The following is a 15,993-nucleotide window of genomic DNA, read 5'->3' as shown; positions in this document are numbered from 1 at the left end:
AAAGCCACGAACAGAAAATGTTCGTGGCCTTGTATTACGATTCAGTTGATTTGGAAGCTTCCTCTGTGACTTTTTCGGTTTTACGCTGTGGTTGCCGCCGCTTGCGGATGACGTGGATCACCAGCGTAATCACGATGGCGCCCAGCACGACGATTCCAAATAACGTGGCGGGGACCTCAATGTCAATCGCTGGAATGGAGACAAACAGTTTCAGCGCAATGAGCCCAATCAAGATGTAGGCCATCGGCTCCAGCTCGGGGATTCGCCGCATCAATTTCATAATAACTTCGGCCACGCCCCGCATTGCCAGGATCCCAATCAAGCCCCCAATCAATACGATCACGGGGTTGTTGGAAATGGCTAACGACGCCAACACGGAATCGACGGAGAAAATAATATCCATCATTTCAATCTGCAAGACCACCGACCAGAACAGCGGCAGAATCCGGTGTTTCTTATCCTTCACCAGCTTGCGGGTATGCTTCACCCGGGTCTTACTGAAGTACTGGAACACGAGGAAGACGAGGTAGAGCGCACCCACAACCTTGATTTCCCAGAAATTAATCAAATACGTTCCCAGTCCAATGATGATGAACCGGAAAATATACGCGCCCCAGATCCCGTAGAACAGGGATTCTTCCTGTTGCTTCCGGTTGGGCAGTGACTGCGTTTGGGCGGCTAACACGACTGCGTTATCCACCGACAAGAGACATTCGATTAAGACCAGGGAAAAAATCAGTAGCCAATCTTGTCCAGACGTGACCACCGTTTCCCAATTGTGTAGATCAAAGAATGGCCCATAAAGTTGGCCAAGAAAATGTAACAATGCTGGGTTCAGCTCCTCATAACTAATTTTATATTGGAGCTAAGTTTAACACACTCCCCCTAAACTTGCGAACCATTGATTTGCTTCGCCCTGCAGTCTTTTATGGTTTAGACGATTGCTGTCACGAGCGTATTCAAGTGGTTACCAGCCGACTTGGTTAGTTCAGTGAACCCATTTATAAAATAAATCGTCGTAATTGTTACTGAAAAGTGACAGTCTTGTTACCTCTTCGCAACTATCCCGCGGTACCATTGGACGTATCAATAAGGGGAATGGATGATGATTGTGAAGAAAATTTGGTTAGTAATTGGGACATTGTTTCTTGTCGGTAGTTTCATCCCGGCCACTTCGGCACATGCGAAGAGCTACCTGCAGATTACCAGTAGTACGAAGACCAGCTACAACGCGCGGTTCGTGAACCAGAGTAGCCGCAACGATGGGATTTATTACTACGCACCCTACTACACGCAGCGCTCGGCCAAGACCCGTGACGCTAGCGGGAAGAACTGGCAACACCGCTTCGTGAAGGTGACGCAGACCGCTAAATTGTCTGATGGTAGCACCTACGTGAAGTTTGCTTGGTACGGCAAAACGATTGGCTGGGTCAATCAAAGTGCCCTGCAAAAGTACAGTCGTTCGCAAAACGCGGCGGCCCTCTTGAGCAATGCGCATTTTCAAGGGAACGCGATGCTGTTCAACCACTACGCGACCGGCGCGAGTCAGGTTAGCGTGGGGGATGCCGATGTCACTAGTAAATTAGCCAACACCAGCACCACACTGTTCCCCATCGCCTCGCTGCAAAAGGTCATGACGGGCGCCATCATCGAACAATTAGCCGCCAGTGGCAAGTTATCCCTGACCGACAAGCTCAATAAGTATTACCCGAGCGTCTCCGGCAGTGGAAATATCACGCTGCGACAGTTGTTGAATCACCGCTCCGGTATCGACATGGATGAAAGCACGCCCAGCACGTTGCTGACCTCGCAGGCTTCCGAGCTGAACTACACGTTGAGCCAGCTGAAGAGTACCGGTTCACAAACCTTTAACTACACCAACGCCAACTACACGCTACTGGCCGCCATCGCCTCCAAGGTGACCGGCCAAAGTTACGAAACGTTGGTGCAAAACCGGATTGTGAAGCCGATGAACTTGCAAAATACCTACGCTTGGGACAATCTGCCTAGCAACGCCGTGGTCGCTAGCGGTTACACTTACAGTAACGGCACCAACGTCAGTAACAACGTTTCGCAGAAGTTGATGTCCTCCCTGTTGGGTGCCGGCAACTACTACGCAACGCCTGCCGACTACTATAAGATTCAAAAGGGCCTGCGGAACGGTAAGATTCTCACCAAGTCGCAGTACTACGACCTCGCCAACGACTACAAGTTAAACTATGCCGGTGGCTTGTATCACTATAGTGGCGGTATCAAACGGGTGCGTGGCGCGTTGACTGGTTCTGGTTACGAGACCATTTACTATGGTTCCGAGGGGAACAAGAAGGGTGTCGTGTTGTTCGCCAATCAGAAGCCAACGAAGTCGATTGACACGTTGGCCAAGACCCTCTACGATCTCGCGCGCTACTACAACGAGAACTAACGCGGTTGTTTTACTCCGCCTACGGTAATTCAAGCGCTTCACCCTGTGGGGACCGCCTTCAGCCGAAGTGCGGGCTTACGGCTTGCCTTTGAGCCTTGCCCAACCCGCAAGTCTCAAAGGACATCCCGTGCTGTAAGCCGGTAAACCGCCGACTAACACCACCGACACAGGGTTCGCGCTTGATTACCTCCGGCTCCGTGGCAACCTAACGCGCTAGTTCCGTTGCCGCCGCTTTATTGCAGTTGCCCAGCAAATTTAAGCAAACAAATATCCCCGTCATCAACATCCTTCGTGAACGTTGGTGGCGGGGATTCTTGGTTTATTGAAGATTGCAAGCAAATGATTGAAAGTTTAAAAGAACCTAAACCGGCCCAGTTAACAGGGATTCGATCCTCAAAATCAGTCGAAAATTACCACCTGCGGCTGCCAGAGATTCCGGCGTCTGTGGGGACCGCCTGCGGCCTGAGGAGCGGTCCTCCGTCTCGGTTTGAAGCCTGTCCAAGAACGACAGTCTCCAAACGCGTCCCACGACGTAACCTGAGAAAATCACTCAGCTAACGTCGTCGACACAGCTACCTCCATCTCTGTCCTCCTCCGGTTATGGTTGTTTTTTAACATGAAATTGCCGTGACCATCGCTTGACTTGCTACACCTGTCTTCCATAGTTGGACACGGTCTAAGTAGGCGTGAGTGAGCCAAATTTAGGCTCAGTCGTGGGATTTGGTACTCCAACTTTTCATTGTCGAAACGTGTGTCAGATGGCAGCTGGCTCCGCTTAACACTGATAACCAAACAATCCAAGCCCAGGATTATTCGGTTATCACCGTTAATGCTCACCAGCTAACCGCCATCTGCCACACTCTTGCCCACAGCGTTCCGGCCTAAATTTGGCGAACGGTAAGCCGGCAGGTTTAGACCGTGTCGCAACTATTTGGGCTGTCACCCCTGTTAAGTTCTACGTGTCATACTGGTTCAAATTGTAAGTCGCGATGACGTTATCCAGCTTCTTAGCGTAATCCGGATCCGTCGCGTACCCGTTGGCCTGAAGCAACTTCGCCGCCGTCTGGTAGTCCGTGACCGTTTGCTTGAAGTAATTCTGCTTCAACAAAGCGTCGTGGTCCAAGATAGCTGCGGTCAGACTGGGGTAATCCCGGAAGTTGGCCTTGATATGAATTTTCTTGCCGTTGACGTACTCGGTGGTCGGGAAGGCCTTGCTCTTGCCCTGATAACTCCCCTTCACGCCGAAGGGATTGTTGGCTTGTAAATACAAGCTCGAGGTCCCCCAGCTGGATTCAAGAATGGCTTGGGCAATCACGATGCTGGGGAGCACCTGCCCATTCTGTTGGTACACCCGAACGGCCGGTGCGGCCATCTTCTTGATGAACTTTTTCTGAGCGGCCGTTTCACCAGAATTGGAACTGGTCCCCGTCTGTGCGATGCGGGTGGTCTGCATGACCGTTTTAATTTTGCCGCGCATTAACAGCCCGCCGCCCAGCACTAAGAGGATAACCACAAAGATCCAGGTAGCCGTGGCGGGGTTAGTCGTTGATTTTCGCTTTTTTCTCCGTCGTTTTGCCACCAGAATCCCTCCATTTCCGTTATAATGGACTCAATTATACCTAGAAATGTTTAAGGAACTGCTAAATTCAAAAAGCCTCAAAAAAACTTAACCTTTGCGAAGGGAGTATTGTCGATGCTGCTCACTGTGAGCCTTATTCTAATTTTATTAACTGTCTTACTAACCTTTTGGCAACCCCACGGTCTGAGCTCGGCCGTGATGACCTGCGTCAGTGCTGGCCTGATTATCTTACTGGCCGGCTTCTCCCATCACGCCGGTTGGCAACTGGTTGCGCACATCGGCTGGGGTGTGATGGGACTGATCGGAATCGCGGGTCTGGTCGTCCTGTTGCTGATACTAAACGCCCCGCGGTTGGTCGTTCGTAAACGTGAGCGGTTGACCATCGGCTTACTAGCCGGCATCTGGGTGTGGCTGATTCTCGGTATCGGTTGGGGTTACGGCCTGGCCAGCGGCGACTTCGGTGAAAGCTGGTGGCCGTGGCTGACCTTCATCCCCGCCTTTAGCGTCTACCTCGGCATCCTGTTCGCCGCCAGTCTGGTGGGTTACGTTCGGGCCAACATCTGGCGCGCCCACCGCGCTGACACCATCTTGGTGCTGGGCGCCGGTCTGCGCCACGGCAATCAGATTGGTCGCGTCCTGGCCAGTCGGTTAGACACTGCGTTAGCGCTGGCGCGACGCCAAAAAAGCCCCGTTACCATCGTCGTTAGTGGTGGTCAGGGACCCGATGAAACAACGACCGAAGCCGCGGCCATGACGGCCTACCTCGTTGACCACGAGTGGCCCAGCGAGCGCATTTTACAGGAAACCAAGGCCACCAGTACGTTTACTAACTTACTTAACAGTCAACGGTTGTGGGCGAAGTTGCCCCAGCAGGGTGGCCGGGTCGTCATCGTGACCAACAACTACCACCTGTTTCGGGCCGAACATCTCGCCAGCCAGCTGGGCATTCGCTTTGGCGGTTACCCGGCACCGACACCGGGGAGCTACCTACCAGCTGCTTGGGCGCGGGAATTTCTCGCCATTATCATGCTCCATCCCCGCCTGCATCGCGGCGTCCTGATTGGCATGATTGCCGGCAACATTCTGTGGTTCTTAATTTAATGCGGTGACGCTGAGTTGGTTGGGCACGTTGTAAAATTTAGGTTTCGTCCAGTTCAACATTTCCGGCGTCAACCGCAGCTGAACCGTATCCAGCCGATTGTACGGTTGGAAGTAGTACGTGAGCGACTCGCAAACCGTGGCCGCCCGGTAGACTGAATACGTTGGCCGGTACTTGGAGCTCTTCGGCACCGTCACGCTGTCAAGCAAATGCCAGGCACTGATGATGGCCTCGTCCTCGTTGTCGGGCAGGTCGGCCCGTTCCTTGTAATAGGCGGCCCGGACGAACCGGCCCCCTGGCGTGAAGGATCCGCTCGGCACGGGTTTACCAGAGAAACGCCCAGTCGTGACCCGCGGGGCATTCAAGGGCACGGTGCCGGCATCAAAGTCGTCCGTGTAATTGACATACTGGCCCAAGCGCTTCAGTTGGAGCTCAAAGTCCTTACTGTTGGTGACGACGCCCAGCGGATTTTCCCGAACCCTCATGGGAAAATGCGTTGGCTCAATCACGACGGTCCGGCCCGTCCGATCGACCACCGCAAAGTGGAGTTCGGAATCGCCAATGTCATTCACGGCAAATTGGTTGGTCATCAATTGAATCTCGTCGATGTGGGCTTCAATGTCTGCCACCGACGCGTAGTGCCCTAATAAATAGAATGAAAATTCATACGGTGCCAAGTGAACTTGGCCCGGCGTTGGCGTTTCCACGAGGTGTGACCCGTTGGCAAACGTCAATTTTTGTACGCTCAATCCCATTTCGTTCACGCCATCGGACACGTCAATTTCATGGTCGTGGGCGCCCCCGCCACCAATCATAGCGTAGCGGTTGGTGTGAACGGCGTTGTCGTAGAGTCCCAGCCACTGGTAGTCGCGGGGAACGAATAGTGGTTGGACGTAGAGGGCGTGCCAGTCCATGGTGCGAGCTAGGATGTGGCTCCCATCTTTCGCAATCTGTAATATGCTGGTACACACAGGTGTCAGCCTCCTTAAAATTGTCTTTGCGGTTGGTTGGCTGGGTTCCGTCTGCGGCAGCTCGAGCGCTACCGCCTGTGGGGCCCGGGTGAAGCCAAAGAGCGGTCTTCACCCTCGCCTTTGAGCCGCCAAGCCCAGCGTCTCAAAGGTCGGCCCGTGCCCTAAGCCGGAAAATGCCCCGACTAAGGCCACCGACACAGGACTACGCGCTCGGCTGCCTCCGACTCCACCCAGCCAACCAAACTGAGCTTAATTTTACCGCGTGCTGATACCAGCTTAGGTACCGCACGTGTACGCTCTTGGTTGTTACTAGTTTTACAATATTCACCTTGAAACGGCCGAGGTCAGCGTCTCAGGGATCGGTCCGTTTCGTAAGCCGGGAAAACACTCCGACTAACGAAACCGACACAGGACTGCGCATCAAGCTGCCTCCGGCTCCAACCGTGAAGTCAACCTAACATTAATTTTGGTGCGTGCTGATACCAGCTTTGGTACCGCACGTATATGATTAGTTGTTACTGGTTTTACAATATTCACCTTTGAAACGGCTGAGATTAAAGTCTCAAAGGTCGGCCCGTGCCCTAAGCCGGAAAATGCCCCGACTAAGGCCACCGACACAGGACTACCGCGCTCGGCTGCCTCCGACTCCACCCAGCCAACCAAACTGAGCTTAATTTTACCGCGTGCTGATACCGGTTTGGGTACAGCACGTGTACGCTCTTGGGTGTTACTGGTTTTATGCTGCTAGCATCAACTGGATATTGTTTCCTGACTTAATGCAGTGCGCTATCAACTTCTCTGTATACACCATGCACACACTCACCAGCTATAGCGTCACCAATATATCTTAACGTGACAAACAACATCACGGCAGAAACAATCGTCACCGCTCAAAGCTGACCGTTTTTGGCTTGGCCGTTGTCAGCGACCAGAGGCAGCCTTGCGGACGTCGCTGTGTCGATTTCCTTAGTCGGACGGTTCACCCGGCTTAGGAAATGGGAAGACTTTTGAGACTTGCGGTCTTTGCAAGCCTTAAAAGCGAGCCAGAAGACCGCTTCTCAGGCTGGAGGCGGTCCCCATAGCGACGGGAGCAAGAGCTGCCGCCGGGAGCGAAAACCACGGACCAAGACAAAAAACGGCCACCGCACTGAGCGATGACCGATAGCTTTATGCAGTTATTCCATTTTAAGCGAAATTAATCCCGCCATCAACAATAATGGCTTGCCCAGTAATGTAATCGGACTTCTTGTCAGCTAAGAAGGAAACCAAGTTGGCAACGTCCGCTGGCTGTTCACCACGGCCTAAGGCAATGCTGTCAATGTTCTTCTGCAAGGTTTCCCCTTCAGGCACGTTGTAAATCTTTGCCATCCGCTGGTCGATTTCATCCCACATTGGCGTCAGTACGATGCCTGGGCAGTAAGCGTTGACCGTAATTTTATCCTTGGCCAATTCCTTGGCAGCGGCTTGGGTCAGACCACGGACGGCAAATTTCGTTGCGGAGTATGCCCCCAACATTTCAAAGCCTTCGTGGCCGGCGATGGAAGACGCACTGATAATCTTGCCGCCAGTTCCTTGTGCTTTGAACTGTGTTGCGGCGGCTTGAATCCCAAAGAAGGCACCTTTAATGTTCACGTCTAAAATTTGGTCCAAGTCCTCTTCGGAGGTTTCAATGACGGGGTCGATCTTAGCAATCCCAGCGTTGTTGACCATGACATCCAAGTGGCCCATGTCAGCAACCACATTTTTAACCAAGTCAAACATCGCTTGCTTCTTAGAAACGTCGACGAAGTAGCCCTTGGACCCATTGCCCACTTCAGCGGCAACAGCTTCAGCATGTTCCTTGTTCAGGTCAGCCACAGCAACCTGCAACCCATCTGAAACCAATTGCTTAACGATACCTTCACCAATTCCTTGGCCACCACCGGTAACAATCGCAACTCTTGTCATATTCAAAACACTCCTTCTACTTGATTTGTCCGTGGAACACGCCGACAGCTGTCTCAAACGGAGTCAGTGGTTATCACCATCAGCTTTCCCGACCTCTTCATTAAAGCATACAAATGAAAGCGCTTCAATCAATTACCTCGAAGAAGCCGTAGTCCCCTAAACTAAACTGGAGCTACGACGTTTAAAAATGAGCGATACCACCAGTCAGCCGCTGGCAAGTCTAAAAGTAAATGACTGATCGACTAACCAACTAACTGAAATCCAAAGAGATACTTGCAATTTTTCTACAGTCATTCTTGTTCTAACTTTACACATCGTAAGGTCGCTAATCACCTAAAACTTCAGCCAGACAAAAATCAAAAGAGAGCTAAAATTCGTGTACATTATATTTAAACATCCAAAGAAGCAAATGACTAACAGTCCTAGCAAAACTAAAACAGCAACGCTGGTCAGAGGCAGCTAGACCACGCAGTCCTGTGTCGGTCTCGTTGGTCGAGGTTCTTTCTCAGCCGTTCCTCACTCTGCAGAGGCCCACGAGTCTCAGAGCCATTGGAACCTAACCATCCCTCAACTTCAGAGACAGGATGAAGCAAAGGACCACGCCAAGCAACCGAATGTTGCCAACCCAGAACCGGAGGTAGACTGACACGGAGCCCCTGTGTCGGTGGCTTTAGCTGAGCGGTTGTCTCAGCTTAGGGCTCGGGACGACCTTTGAGACTTGTGTTCTTCAAGGCTCAAAGGCGAGGCCGAAGACCGCTTCCCAGGCTTCGGCCGTTCCCCACAGGTGCGGAGCTGTCAGTCTACCGCAGGTGGCGGGTCAAGCCACATTTTGTTACTTGGCAGCTGCGTCCTTGAGGAAGGATTGGAAGCGGCGATCTACCTCCCGCAGCCGTGCCTCCGTCGTCAGCGTTTCCGGCACGCCCGCGGTAATTTTCAAGTAAGCAAACATGACCTGACTCGGATCCAACCCAGCCTGTGTGGCCAATTGGGTGGCAAACGGGTAACGTTGGTCAGTTAACATTTTCGCAAATGGACTCTGGTACGCTTGATGATGCTTAGCCATTGAACTCCCCTCCCTTATTGGGTAATACAAGTGTTTATAACCTTACCCCTTTAAGATTTTAAAGCAACTAAAGAGTTTCTTAAACTTTGTTAAATCCGACTTAAAACGGCCCCAAAGCCAGCCATTATGGTAAAATTGAGTATGGATTACACCCTGCTTGCACGGCGGGAGATTGGATACATAGAGAGGACTCAGACTACTTATGCAAGAACGGATTAGAAAGCTCCACCACAACCGAATCTTTGCACTCGTATTCTGGTTAATCGTGGTTTTTGCGGCCATTGTCACCTTGCCGAATGTCAATACCATTATTCAGTATGATGGTCAACCACAATTGGCGAATACGAGTCAACCCGTAAAGGCGACCCAGATTCAAAACACTTGGGGACGCAACTTAAACGGGACGTACACCGTCAACGCGGTTTTCAACAACCCGAACGGCGCGCTGACCAATAAGCAACTGGCAGCGGTCAACAAGACCGTCTCCAATTTGCAAAAACGGTCAAGTTATTATGGAATCCAAAAGATTACCACAATGACCAACACGCCGACGAGTCAACCGCAACTGCTCTCCAAGGATAAGTCGACCGAGATTGTCCAACTCGCGGTCAGCCACAACCAGGGAACGGTTCGTCAAATCACCAGTCAACTGACCAGTCAAATTTCCACGCTCGGCCTACAAACTTACGTGACCAGTCCAGAAATTGTCAGTGACGCCGCGAACGAGCACATTTCGTCCTTCACGTTAATCGTGATCTTAATGACGTTACTGATTGCCTTAGTCGCCATGGGGATTTTATTCGCGTCAATCATTGCCCCAATTATTACGTTCCTAGCCATTTTAATCAGTTATATTTCTACGCTTAGTTTGGCGACTAACCTGGCTTATCACTGGAACTTTGCTTACTCCGAGTACACCCCTATTTTTCTGTTGCTGGGGATTAGCCTCTTCACGCTGTTGACCAGCTTCTGGTTCTTCCGGGAACTGCGCAACCACGTGGACGACGGCATGGAAAGTCAGGAAGCAACCTCGCAGGTCATTCAGGACTTGGGCTACCGGATCCTCATCAGTACGCTCAGTTTAACCTTGGCCTTTGGGAGCTTAATGCTCTTTGACTTCTCCACCATTCGGGCTTACGGCCTCCTCGGCATTGGCTTTGCCATCACCGGGATCGCCAGTGTTACTCTCATCCCCGTCTTCTCCGGGATGCTCGGTACCAGCCTCTTCTGGCCGAAGAAAACCCGGCCAAAACTCAAGGATCACAAGTTGTGGCACAGCCTGGCCCGTTTTGGTCTCTGGCAGCCATGGATTGCCATTCTGGTCGTCCTCTACTTAGTTGGTCCGTTCGCGTACAGCTACCGCAACCAACTGAACTATGATAATTCAACGGATATTCCAAATAACCAAGCCGTGCAGGGTGCTCGGGTCTTAAGTGCCCATTTTGGACAAGGAAAAGCAACGCCATTGACCCTTTACATCCAAACGAACAAACGTCTTGATAACCAAAACCAACTCTTCCAGTTGGATAATTTAACCAAGAAATTACGTGCCCAACCTGGTGTCGCCGCTGTGACGTCCGTCACCCAACCCGGTGGCCAACCCATCACTGAGTACTACGCTTCCAGTCAACTCAGCTCGTTAACCAACGAATTGACCGGGGTCGTCGGCCAGTTGGGAACCGTCCGCAACGACTTGAAGTCCGACAGCGTGAACCTCAAGCAGAAGACCTTGAAGGCTGAGATCAAACGTCTCCAACAACTGTCAACGCAAACCACTAGTCTGGTCAGCGACAGCACGTCCCTGCAGAGTTCCTTACAAGCTGCTCAAACCAAGTCGAGCGCGGCCAGCACCAGCAGTACGTCCAAGAAGGTTACCCGCTACATTAACCAATTGAACGCCGTGAACTCACAACTGAACTCGGCCATCAGTACCTTGAGCACCCTGTCCAGTGACGTTAGCACCACCAACACGGACGCAACCACTGCCCACACTAATTTGAACAACTACGCCGAAACCATCAAGGCCGTCAATACCAGCCTGAATGATTCCCGTAAGCAAGTCATCAGCACGCAGAAGTCCTTAAACAAGATGTACCTGTACCTGAGTGGCCTGCAAAGTTCCGAAGCAGCCAAGGCTTTGTACCTGTCACCAACGCAAATCACCAGTGGCAATTTCCAACAATCCTTGACGAACTTCACGGATGAAAAGGTCAAGTCCACGTACCTGACCATCACCTTGAAGAAAGCGCCAAACGCCAATGATACGGCAAAGACGTTGACCCAATTGAAGCAAGTCGCCGCCGCTCAACTACGCGGGACCGTCCTGGAAGGCTCTACCTTAACCTTCTCCGGTCAACCCGCAACGACGGCCACGATTCAAAACCAGTTCCAACACGACTTACCACGCATCTTACTGATGGTCTTCGGGATTACGTTATTGCTCCTGATCATCTTCAGTCGGTCCGTCCTGCAAGCCACCTACTGGTTCTTGACGTTCTTAGCCTCAACAGCTGCCAGTTACCAGCTGACCCACTTGTTCATGAAGTGGTTGACCGGTAACGGCGACTTCAACTGGCAAGTGCCACTGTTGGCCTTTGTCCCAGTCACCGTCTTGGCCGTCGTCGAATTGACCCAGTTAGCCTTGAGCTACCGGTTAAACGACGCCCCACTGCTTGACTGGTTATTGCCAGGAATCAATGAGGTTGGCCAAACCATGCGCCACTCACTGTTCATCATCATTGCCGGCGTCTTAGGCCTGCTGGTCGCTGAATCACAAACGTTGACCGCAGTTACCTTAATTACCATCATGACGGCAATCATTTTCAACCTGACGCTGCCAATCATGGCGGCCTCCTTCGGGAAGTTATCCGTGATCATTCCAGCACAGAAGCCGCATCAATTCCACGCACCCCACCGCAGAAAGCGGCAACGGCGTGCGGACCGGCCAATGAAGTCAGCGAAGTCTAGCAAGGCCGATGCCAAGCCGACTGAGACTGATGAGTCAACCAAGTCTAAACAAGATTAATTATGAGCTGAGAGCCACCGACTATGAAATTGGTCGGTGGCTTTTTTTGTTCCAAAATTGAATAGACTACCAACCGGACGTTATTAGAAAACGCATCGTCCATATGTCTGTGAGATGCTGTAATGTCGCTTCAAATCCCCACCTCCCGGCTGTTCATCTCCTGTAGATATGACGCTATAATCATCACTTCAACCCAAAAGTAGTCCGCTCAACGACCGGGATACGATCAGTTGAACGGACTACTTTTTTAATATAAATACTGCGATGATCTATAAAACCAAGCCCGCTTAGGCTTCCGCCGAACGCCGGAACAAGCGGAACCCGGTAATCGCCGTGGCCACGAGGCAGATCGCCAGCGAAACCATGAACGCTACCCGCATCCCGTCGATAAAGATTTCTGGATGGGCCGGTAAGTACGCGGTCACGTGATGGCCGGCGTAGTGCCCCATCGCTGAGAACAGGACGGTCGTCGCAATCGAAATGCCGATGATCATCCCCAGTTCCCGCGCCAAGGCATTGATGCCGCCCGCCACGCCTAAATTTTGGACCGGGACGGAACTCATGACAATCGAGTTGTTGGGCGACATGAAGATCCCGTTGCCCAGGCCAACCAGGCCGATGAAGAACATGAAGATCCACAGCGGCGTCTGTAGGTTCGCGAGCATGTAACCAATCTGACTGGTGGAGATCAGGATCAAGCCGATAAACGTCAACAGTTCCGGGCCAATCTTATCCGAAACGGCCCCAGCAATCGGCGCCACAATCACCTGCACCACGGGGAACGTCATCAGCGCATATCCCGCGTAATTGGCGGCCAACCCCCGGGCGTTTTCCAAGTAGAATGGCGCAATCACGTTGAAGAAGAAGTTGGCAACGAAGATCAGAAAGGCACAGAGAATGCTGATACTGAACCGTTTATTTTTAAATAATTGCAAGGCCAGAATAGGATCAGCGATTCGTAACTCCAGGCGCACGAACACTGCGATGGCCACGACGGCGACCACGAACAGCCCGAGAATCAGTGGCTGGGTGAAGCCAATTTCTTGGCCCACGAAGACCGCAGCGAAGAGGCTGACCATGATTAAAGCAAAGAGACTGGCCCCCGCCTTGTCAATCGGTGCGTGGGTCACGGTGATGTCCTTGGGCAGAATCCATTGACCGATAAACCAAGCGACGACGCCCACTGGCACGTTGATCCAGAAGATATACCCCCAGTGGAGGTGCGCCAGAATCAGGCCACCGACACCGGGACCGGCGATGCTCCCCAAAGCCACGAACGAGCCAATCATCCCTAGGGCCCGGCCCCGCTCACTAAACGGAAAGACCTCGGTGATGATGCCGTTGTTGGTGGCCATGGTCATCGCCGCCCCAATCGCCTGAATGGCCCGGGCAACCAGTAGAAATGGCAGCCCGGCACTGAACCCACAGAGTAAGGACCCCAGAATGAACAGCACGGAACCCATTTTAAAAATCCGAATCTTCCCGCGCGTGTCGCCGAGTTTGCCAAAGACCAGCAGGAGCGCACAGATGGCGATTAAGTAGATGGAGACCACCCACTCCGCTTGGTTCATGGGAATGTGGAGGTCCTTGCTCATGACGGGCAAGGCAATGTTGACGATGCTACCGTCCAGCGTCGACATGAAGGTAAAGAGACACACCGCGACGAGGATCCACCAGCGGTGTTGTTGAATCTGCGGATCGGCCGCAAAAGTTTTCGGTTGCACGTTACTCACGCTTTCTTTTCTAAATTGGCGATGCGTTCGACGATCCAATCGTCTTGCGCCTGCGCCCGTACTTGTTGGAGCTGGTTAACCTGTAAGGAATCGGCCACATCACTGGGTACCATCCGCGGATGATCCGTCAGGTAGTCGCGGACCGCTTGCAGGTTCTGTAATTGAAAGTGGCTGAAGGCCCGGAAGTCTTGAAGCACCGTCCGCTGATCGGCCACGGATAATAAATGCAAAAACTCACATTTGATTTGAAAGGTCAGTTGTGCCTGCTTGTTGATGGTCACCGGCACTAGGACTAGTTCCTTGAAATGGGCATGTCCCTGGGGCGTGAGGGTGGCCACTTTCTTGGGTCGTTGCGTGTCAGTCGTCGTGAGGATAATGTCCCCCGCTTGGCTCAGTCGCTCTAGCAGTGGGTACAGGACGCCGTAGCTGACGGTCTGTTCCTGCCCGACCACGGCCTTAAGCGCCTTGCGCAGCTGATACCCGGCCATCTCGTGATCCATGAGTTGCCCTAACACAAATAATTCGTACATCGTGACCCCTCCTCGCTGTTGATTATAGTATATCTGGACGATACATGCAATGGCCGGGCGGAAATAGCGTGAACTTGGGATACACCAACGATTAACCGTTTCGCTATGCCTGACTGGGAAGTCGGAACACATGGTCCGCAGCAGTATCATAGGGCCGGCTTACCCGTCTCCCACTAGCCCAGGACACACGAAAAGGCCCAAGACAGTTGTCCTGAGCCCGTCACAAACCGGTCTTAAACCTAGACTATTCCGGTTCCGCCTGGGTCACGCGTTGTGCTTCATCGTTTGGTAACAATTTGTAATGAATGGGACCGTCGTCTGGCATCAGCGCCATTAAGGTCTGATCCGCGTCGAATGCGCCTAAATTAATGGCCAACTGGCCGTCAATCTGCGCCATCCCCTTGAGACCGTGTAACACAAAGTGGTGAATCGACTTCATCCGGTCTTGACGCTTGTCGGATTGACGAGCTGCCCCGGCTAAGGTAAAGCCTTCATCCAAGAAATACTTAATCATCGACACTCGCACGAAGGTCTTAAACGTGTAGACCCGCGCCTGCTGGCCATCTGCGCGCTCCTGTGAGGCGATGAGGCCCTTCTTCTCCCAGTAACGTAGCTGACGGGCTGAGACGTCCGTCATGGCTGCCAACTCCCCAATCCGAAAGACCAGCCGCTGGACATCAAAGAAGTTCCGCGCTTCATTTGTAAACTGTGCCATTTTACTCTCCTCCTCTGAACATTCCTGTTAACTAAGTTACCAATTATGTTAGATAATAGCAAATTCCGTACCCCAATTACAACTTTCTGGTTAAAAGTAATGTTTTGTTTAAGACATTTAACAGCCCTGCAACTGGCTTGTTACACATTTGTCATATTACACTGGTATTCTTGTAACTGTAAAATTCATGAGGGGTGTTTATTAGAATGAAGAAATTTATTAAAACAATCGCAGCAAGCGCACTAGTTTTCGTCGGGTTCTTTGCTTTTAACGCCAGTAACACAACAACCGCTTCGGCCGCTACGTCCAGTGACTTCACGTCCATCTACAAGGTTGCTAAGGCCCACTTGGGTGCCAGCTACGTGTACGGTGCGACTGGTCCTACGGCATTTGATTGCTCAGGCTTTACCGGTTACATCTACAAGAAGGGTGCTAGCGTAACATTGCCACGGACTGCACAAGCCCAATACAATGCTTACAAGCACGTCAGCTACAGCAACATCAAGAAGGGTGACTTGGTCTTCTTCGGTAGCAGTAGCTACTCTATCTCCCACGTGGTGATGTACATTGGTAAGGGTAAGATGATCGATGCCCAAAACCGCGGCGTTGTTCGCGAAGCCGTTCATGCCCCATGGTGGCACGCTGTTGGTTACGCACGTGTAACCACTGATGACAGTAGCTCTACTACTAGCGCCACCGACGCTGATTAATTTCTGAAATAGACGTTCAGTTTGCACCTCATGAATTCATCTGAACGATTAAAAATTCGACACGCTACGCACTGGTGAATGGCCGGTGGTAGCGTGTTTTTTTGATGTATAACTCCAGTAACGCCCCCCACCGCTTGCTCTGCCCCCTCTTGAACAAGCATAATGATTACGAGATGATATCAGCCATTCGGGGTGAATC

Annotated in this window: 12 protein-coding genes; 4 read left to right on the top strand and 8 right to left on the bottom strand. The window is 51.9% G+C overall.

Features of this window, described 5'->3' with window-relative positions; genetic code table 11:
- Window positions 1-34 precede the first annotated feature (34 nt).
- The gene (locus EKM99_RS02600) at window positions 35-826 is read right to left on the bottom strand and encodes a TerC family protein (protein WP_125580642.1); all 792 of its coding nucleotides are present in this window, start codon (window positions 824-826) and stop codon (window positions 35-37) included.
- A 285-nt stretch (window positions 827-1,111) separates the two neighbouring features.
- Here EKM99_RS02600 and EKM99_RS02595 point away from each other — a divergent pair, with 285 nt between their 5' ends.
- The gene (locus EKM99_RS02595) at window positions 1,112-2,422 is read left to right on the top strand and encodes a serine hydrolase (RefSeq protein WP_125580640.1); all 1,311 of its coding nucleotides are present in this window, start codon (window positions 1,112-1,114) and stop codon (window positions 2,420-2,422) included.
- A 955-nt stretch (window positions 2,423-3,377) separates the two neighbouring features.
- On the opposite strand, the gene EKM99_RS02590 is transcribed toward EKM99_RS02595, so the two are convergent.
- On the bottom strand, window positions 3,378-4,001 hold the full coding sequence (locus EKM99_RS02590) for a glycoside hydrolase family 73 protein (RefSeq protein WP_125580638.1): 624 nt from the start codon (window positions 3,999-4,001) through the stop codon (window positions 3,378-3,380).
- Window positions 4,002-4,127: 126 nt separating this feature from the next.
- Between EKM99_RS02590 and EKM99_RS02585 the strand changes: the two genes are divergently transcribed.
- Window positions 4,128-5,102, top strand: coding sequence for a YdcF family protein (locus tag EKM99_RS02585; protein WP_225419757.1), 975 nt, complete (start codon window positions 4,128-4,130; stop codon window positions 5,100-5,102).
- Here the strand turns inward: EKM99_RS02585 and EKM99_RS02580 are convergent.
- The 3 genes from EKM99_RS02580 to EKM99_RS02570 all read right to left on the bottom strand — a co-directional run bounded on the left by EKM99_RS02580 (window position 5,094) and on the right by EKM99_RS02570 (window position 9,081).
- Window positions 5,094-6,071, bottom strand: a complete 978-nt coding sequence (locus EKM99_RS02580; protein ID WP_125580634.1) for a linear amide C-N hydrolase — start codon at window positions 6,069-6,071, stop codon at window positions 5,094-5,096. The genes EKM99_RS02585 and EKM99_RS02580 overlap by 9 nt on opposite strands.
- A 1,185-nt stretch (window positions 6,072-7,256) precedes the next feature.
- The gene (locus tag EKM99_RS02575) at window positions 7,257-8,018 is read right to left on the bottom strand and encodes an acetoin reductase (RefSeq protein ID WP_125580632.1); all 762 of its coding nucleotides are present in this window, start codon (window positions 8,016-8,018) and stop codon (window positions 7,257-7,259) included.
- 832 nt (window positions 8,019-8,850) lie between these two features.
- On the bottom strand, window positions 8,851-9,081 hold the full coding sequence (locus EKM99_RS02570) for a hypothetical protein (protein WP_125580630.1): 231 nt from the start codon (window positions 9,079-9,081) through the stop codon (window positions 8,851-8,853).
- A gap of 202 nt (window positions 9,082-9,283) precedes the next feature.
- Between EKM99_RS02570 and EKM99_RS02565 the strand changes: the two genes are divergently transcribed.
- A complete protein-coding gene (locus EKM99_RS02565; RefSeq protein WP_125580628.1) occupies window positions 9,284-12,106 on the top strand; it encodes an MMPL family transporter in 2,823 nt (940 codons plus the stop codon).
- A 287-nt stretch (window positions 12,107-12,393) separates the two neighbouring features.
- Here the strand turns inward: EKM99_RS02565 and EKM99_RS02560 are convergent, their stop codons facing one another.
- The 3 genes from EKM99_RS02560 to EKM99_RS02550 all read right to left on the bottom strand — a co-directional run bounded on the left by EKM99_RS02560 (window position 12,394) and on the right by EKM99_RS02550 (window position 15,084).
- Window positions 12,394-13,830, bottom strand: a complete 1,437-nt coding sequence (locus tag EKM99_RS02560) for an MFS transporter (protein ID WP_125580626.1) — start codon at window positions 13,828-13,830, stop codon at window positions 12,394-12,396.
- 5 nt (window positions 13,831-13,835) lie between these two features.
- Window positions 13,836-14,369 carry a PadR family transcriptional regulator gene (locus EKM99_RS02555; RefSeq protein WP_125580624.1) on the bottom strand — a complete coding sequence of 178 codons (534 nt, stop codon included), beginning with the start codon at window positions 14,367-14,369 and terminating at the stop codon, window positions 13,836-13,838.
- A gap of 244 nt (window positions 14,370-14,613) precedes the next feature.
- Window positions 14,614-15,084: a MerR family transcriptional regulator gene (locus tag EKM99_RS02550; protein WP_125580622.1), complete on the bottom strand. Its 471-nt coding sequence runs from the start codon at window positions 15,082-15,084 to the stop codon at window positions 14,614-14,616.
- A gap of 206 nt (window positions 15,085-15,290) precedes the next feature.
- Between EKM99_RS02550 and EKM99_RS02545 the strand changes: the two genes are divergently transcribed.
- Window positions 15,291-15,794 (top strand): C40 family peptidase, encoded by a 504-nt coding sequence (locus EKM99_RS02545; RefSeq protein WP_125580620.1) that lies wholly within the window; start codon window positions 15,291-15,293, stop codon window positions 15,792-15,794.
- Window positions 15,795-15,993 lie beyond the last annotated feature (199 nt).

Origin of the sequence: Levilactobacillus cerevisiae, from assembly GCF_003946245.1 — a bacterium.
Lineage (GTDB): Bacteria > Bacillota > Bacilli > Lactobacillales > Lactobacillaceae > Levilactobacillus > Levilactobacillus cerevisiae.
The sequence above is the reverse complement of the archived record's forward strand: the minus strand, read 5'-3'. Positions and strand labels throughout refer to the sequence as shown.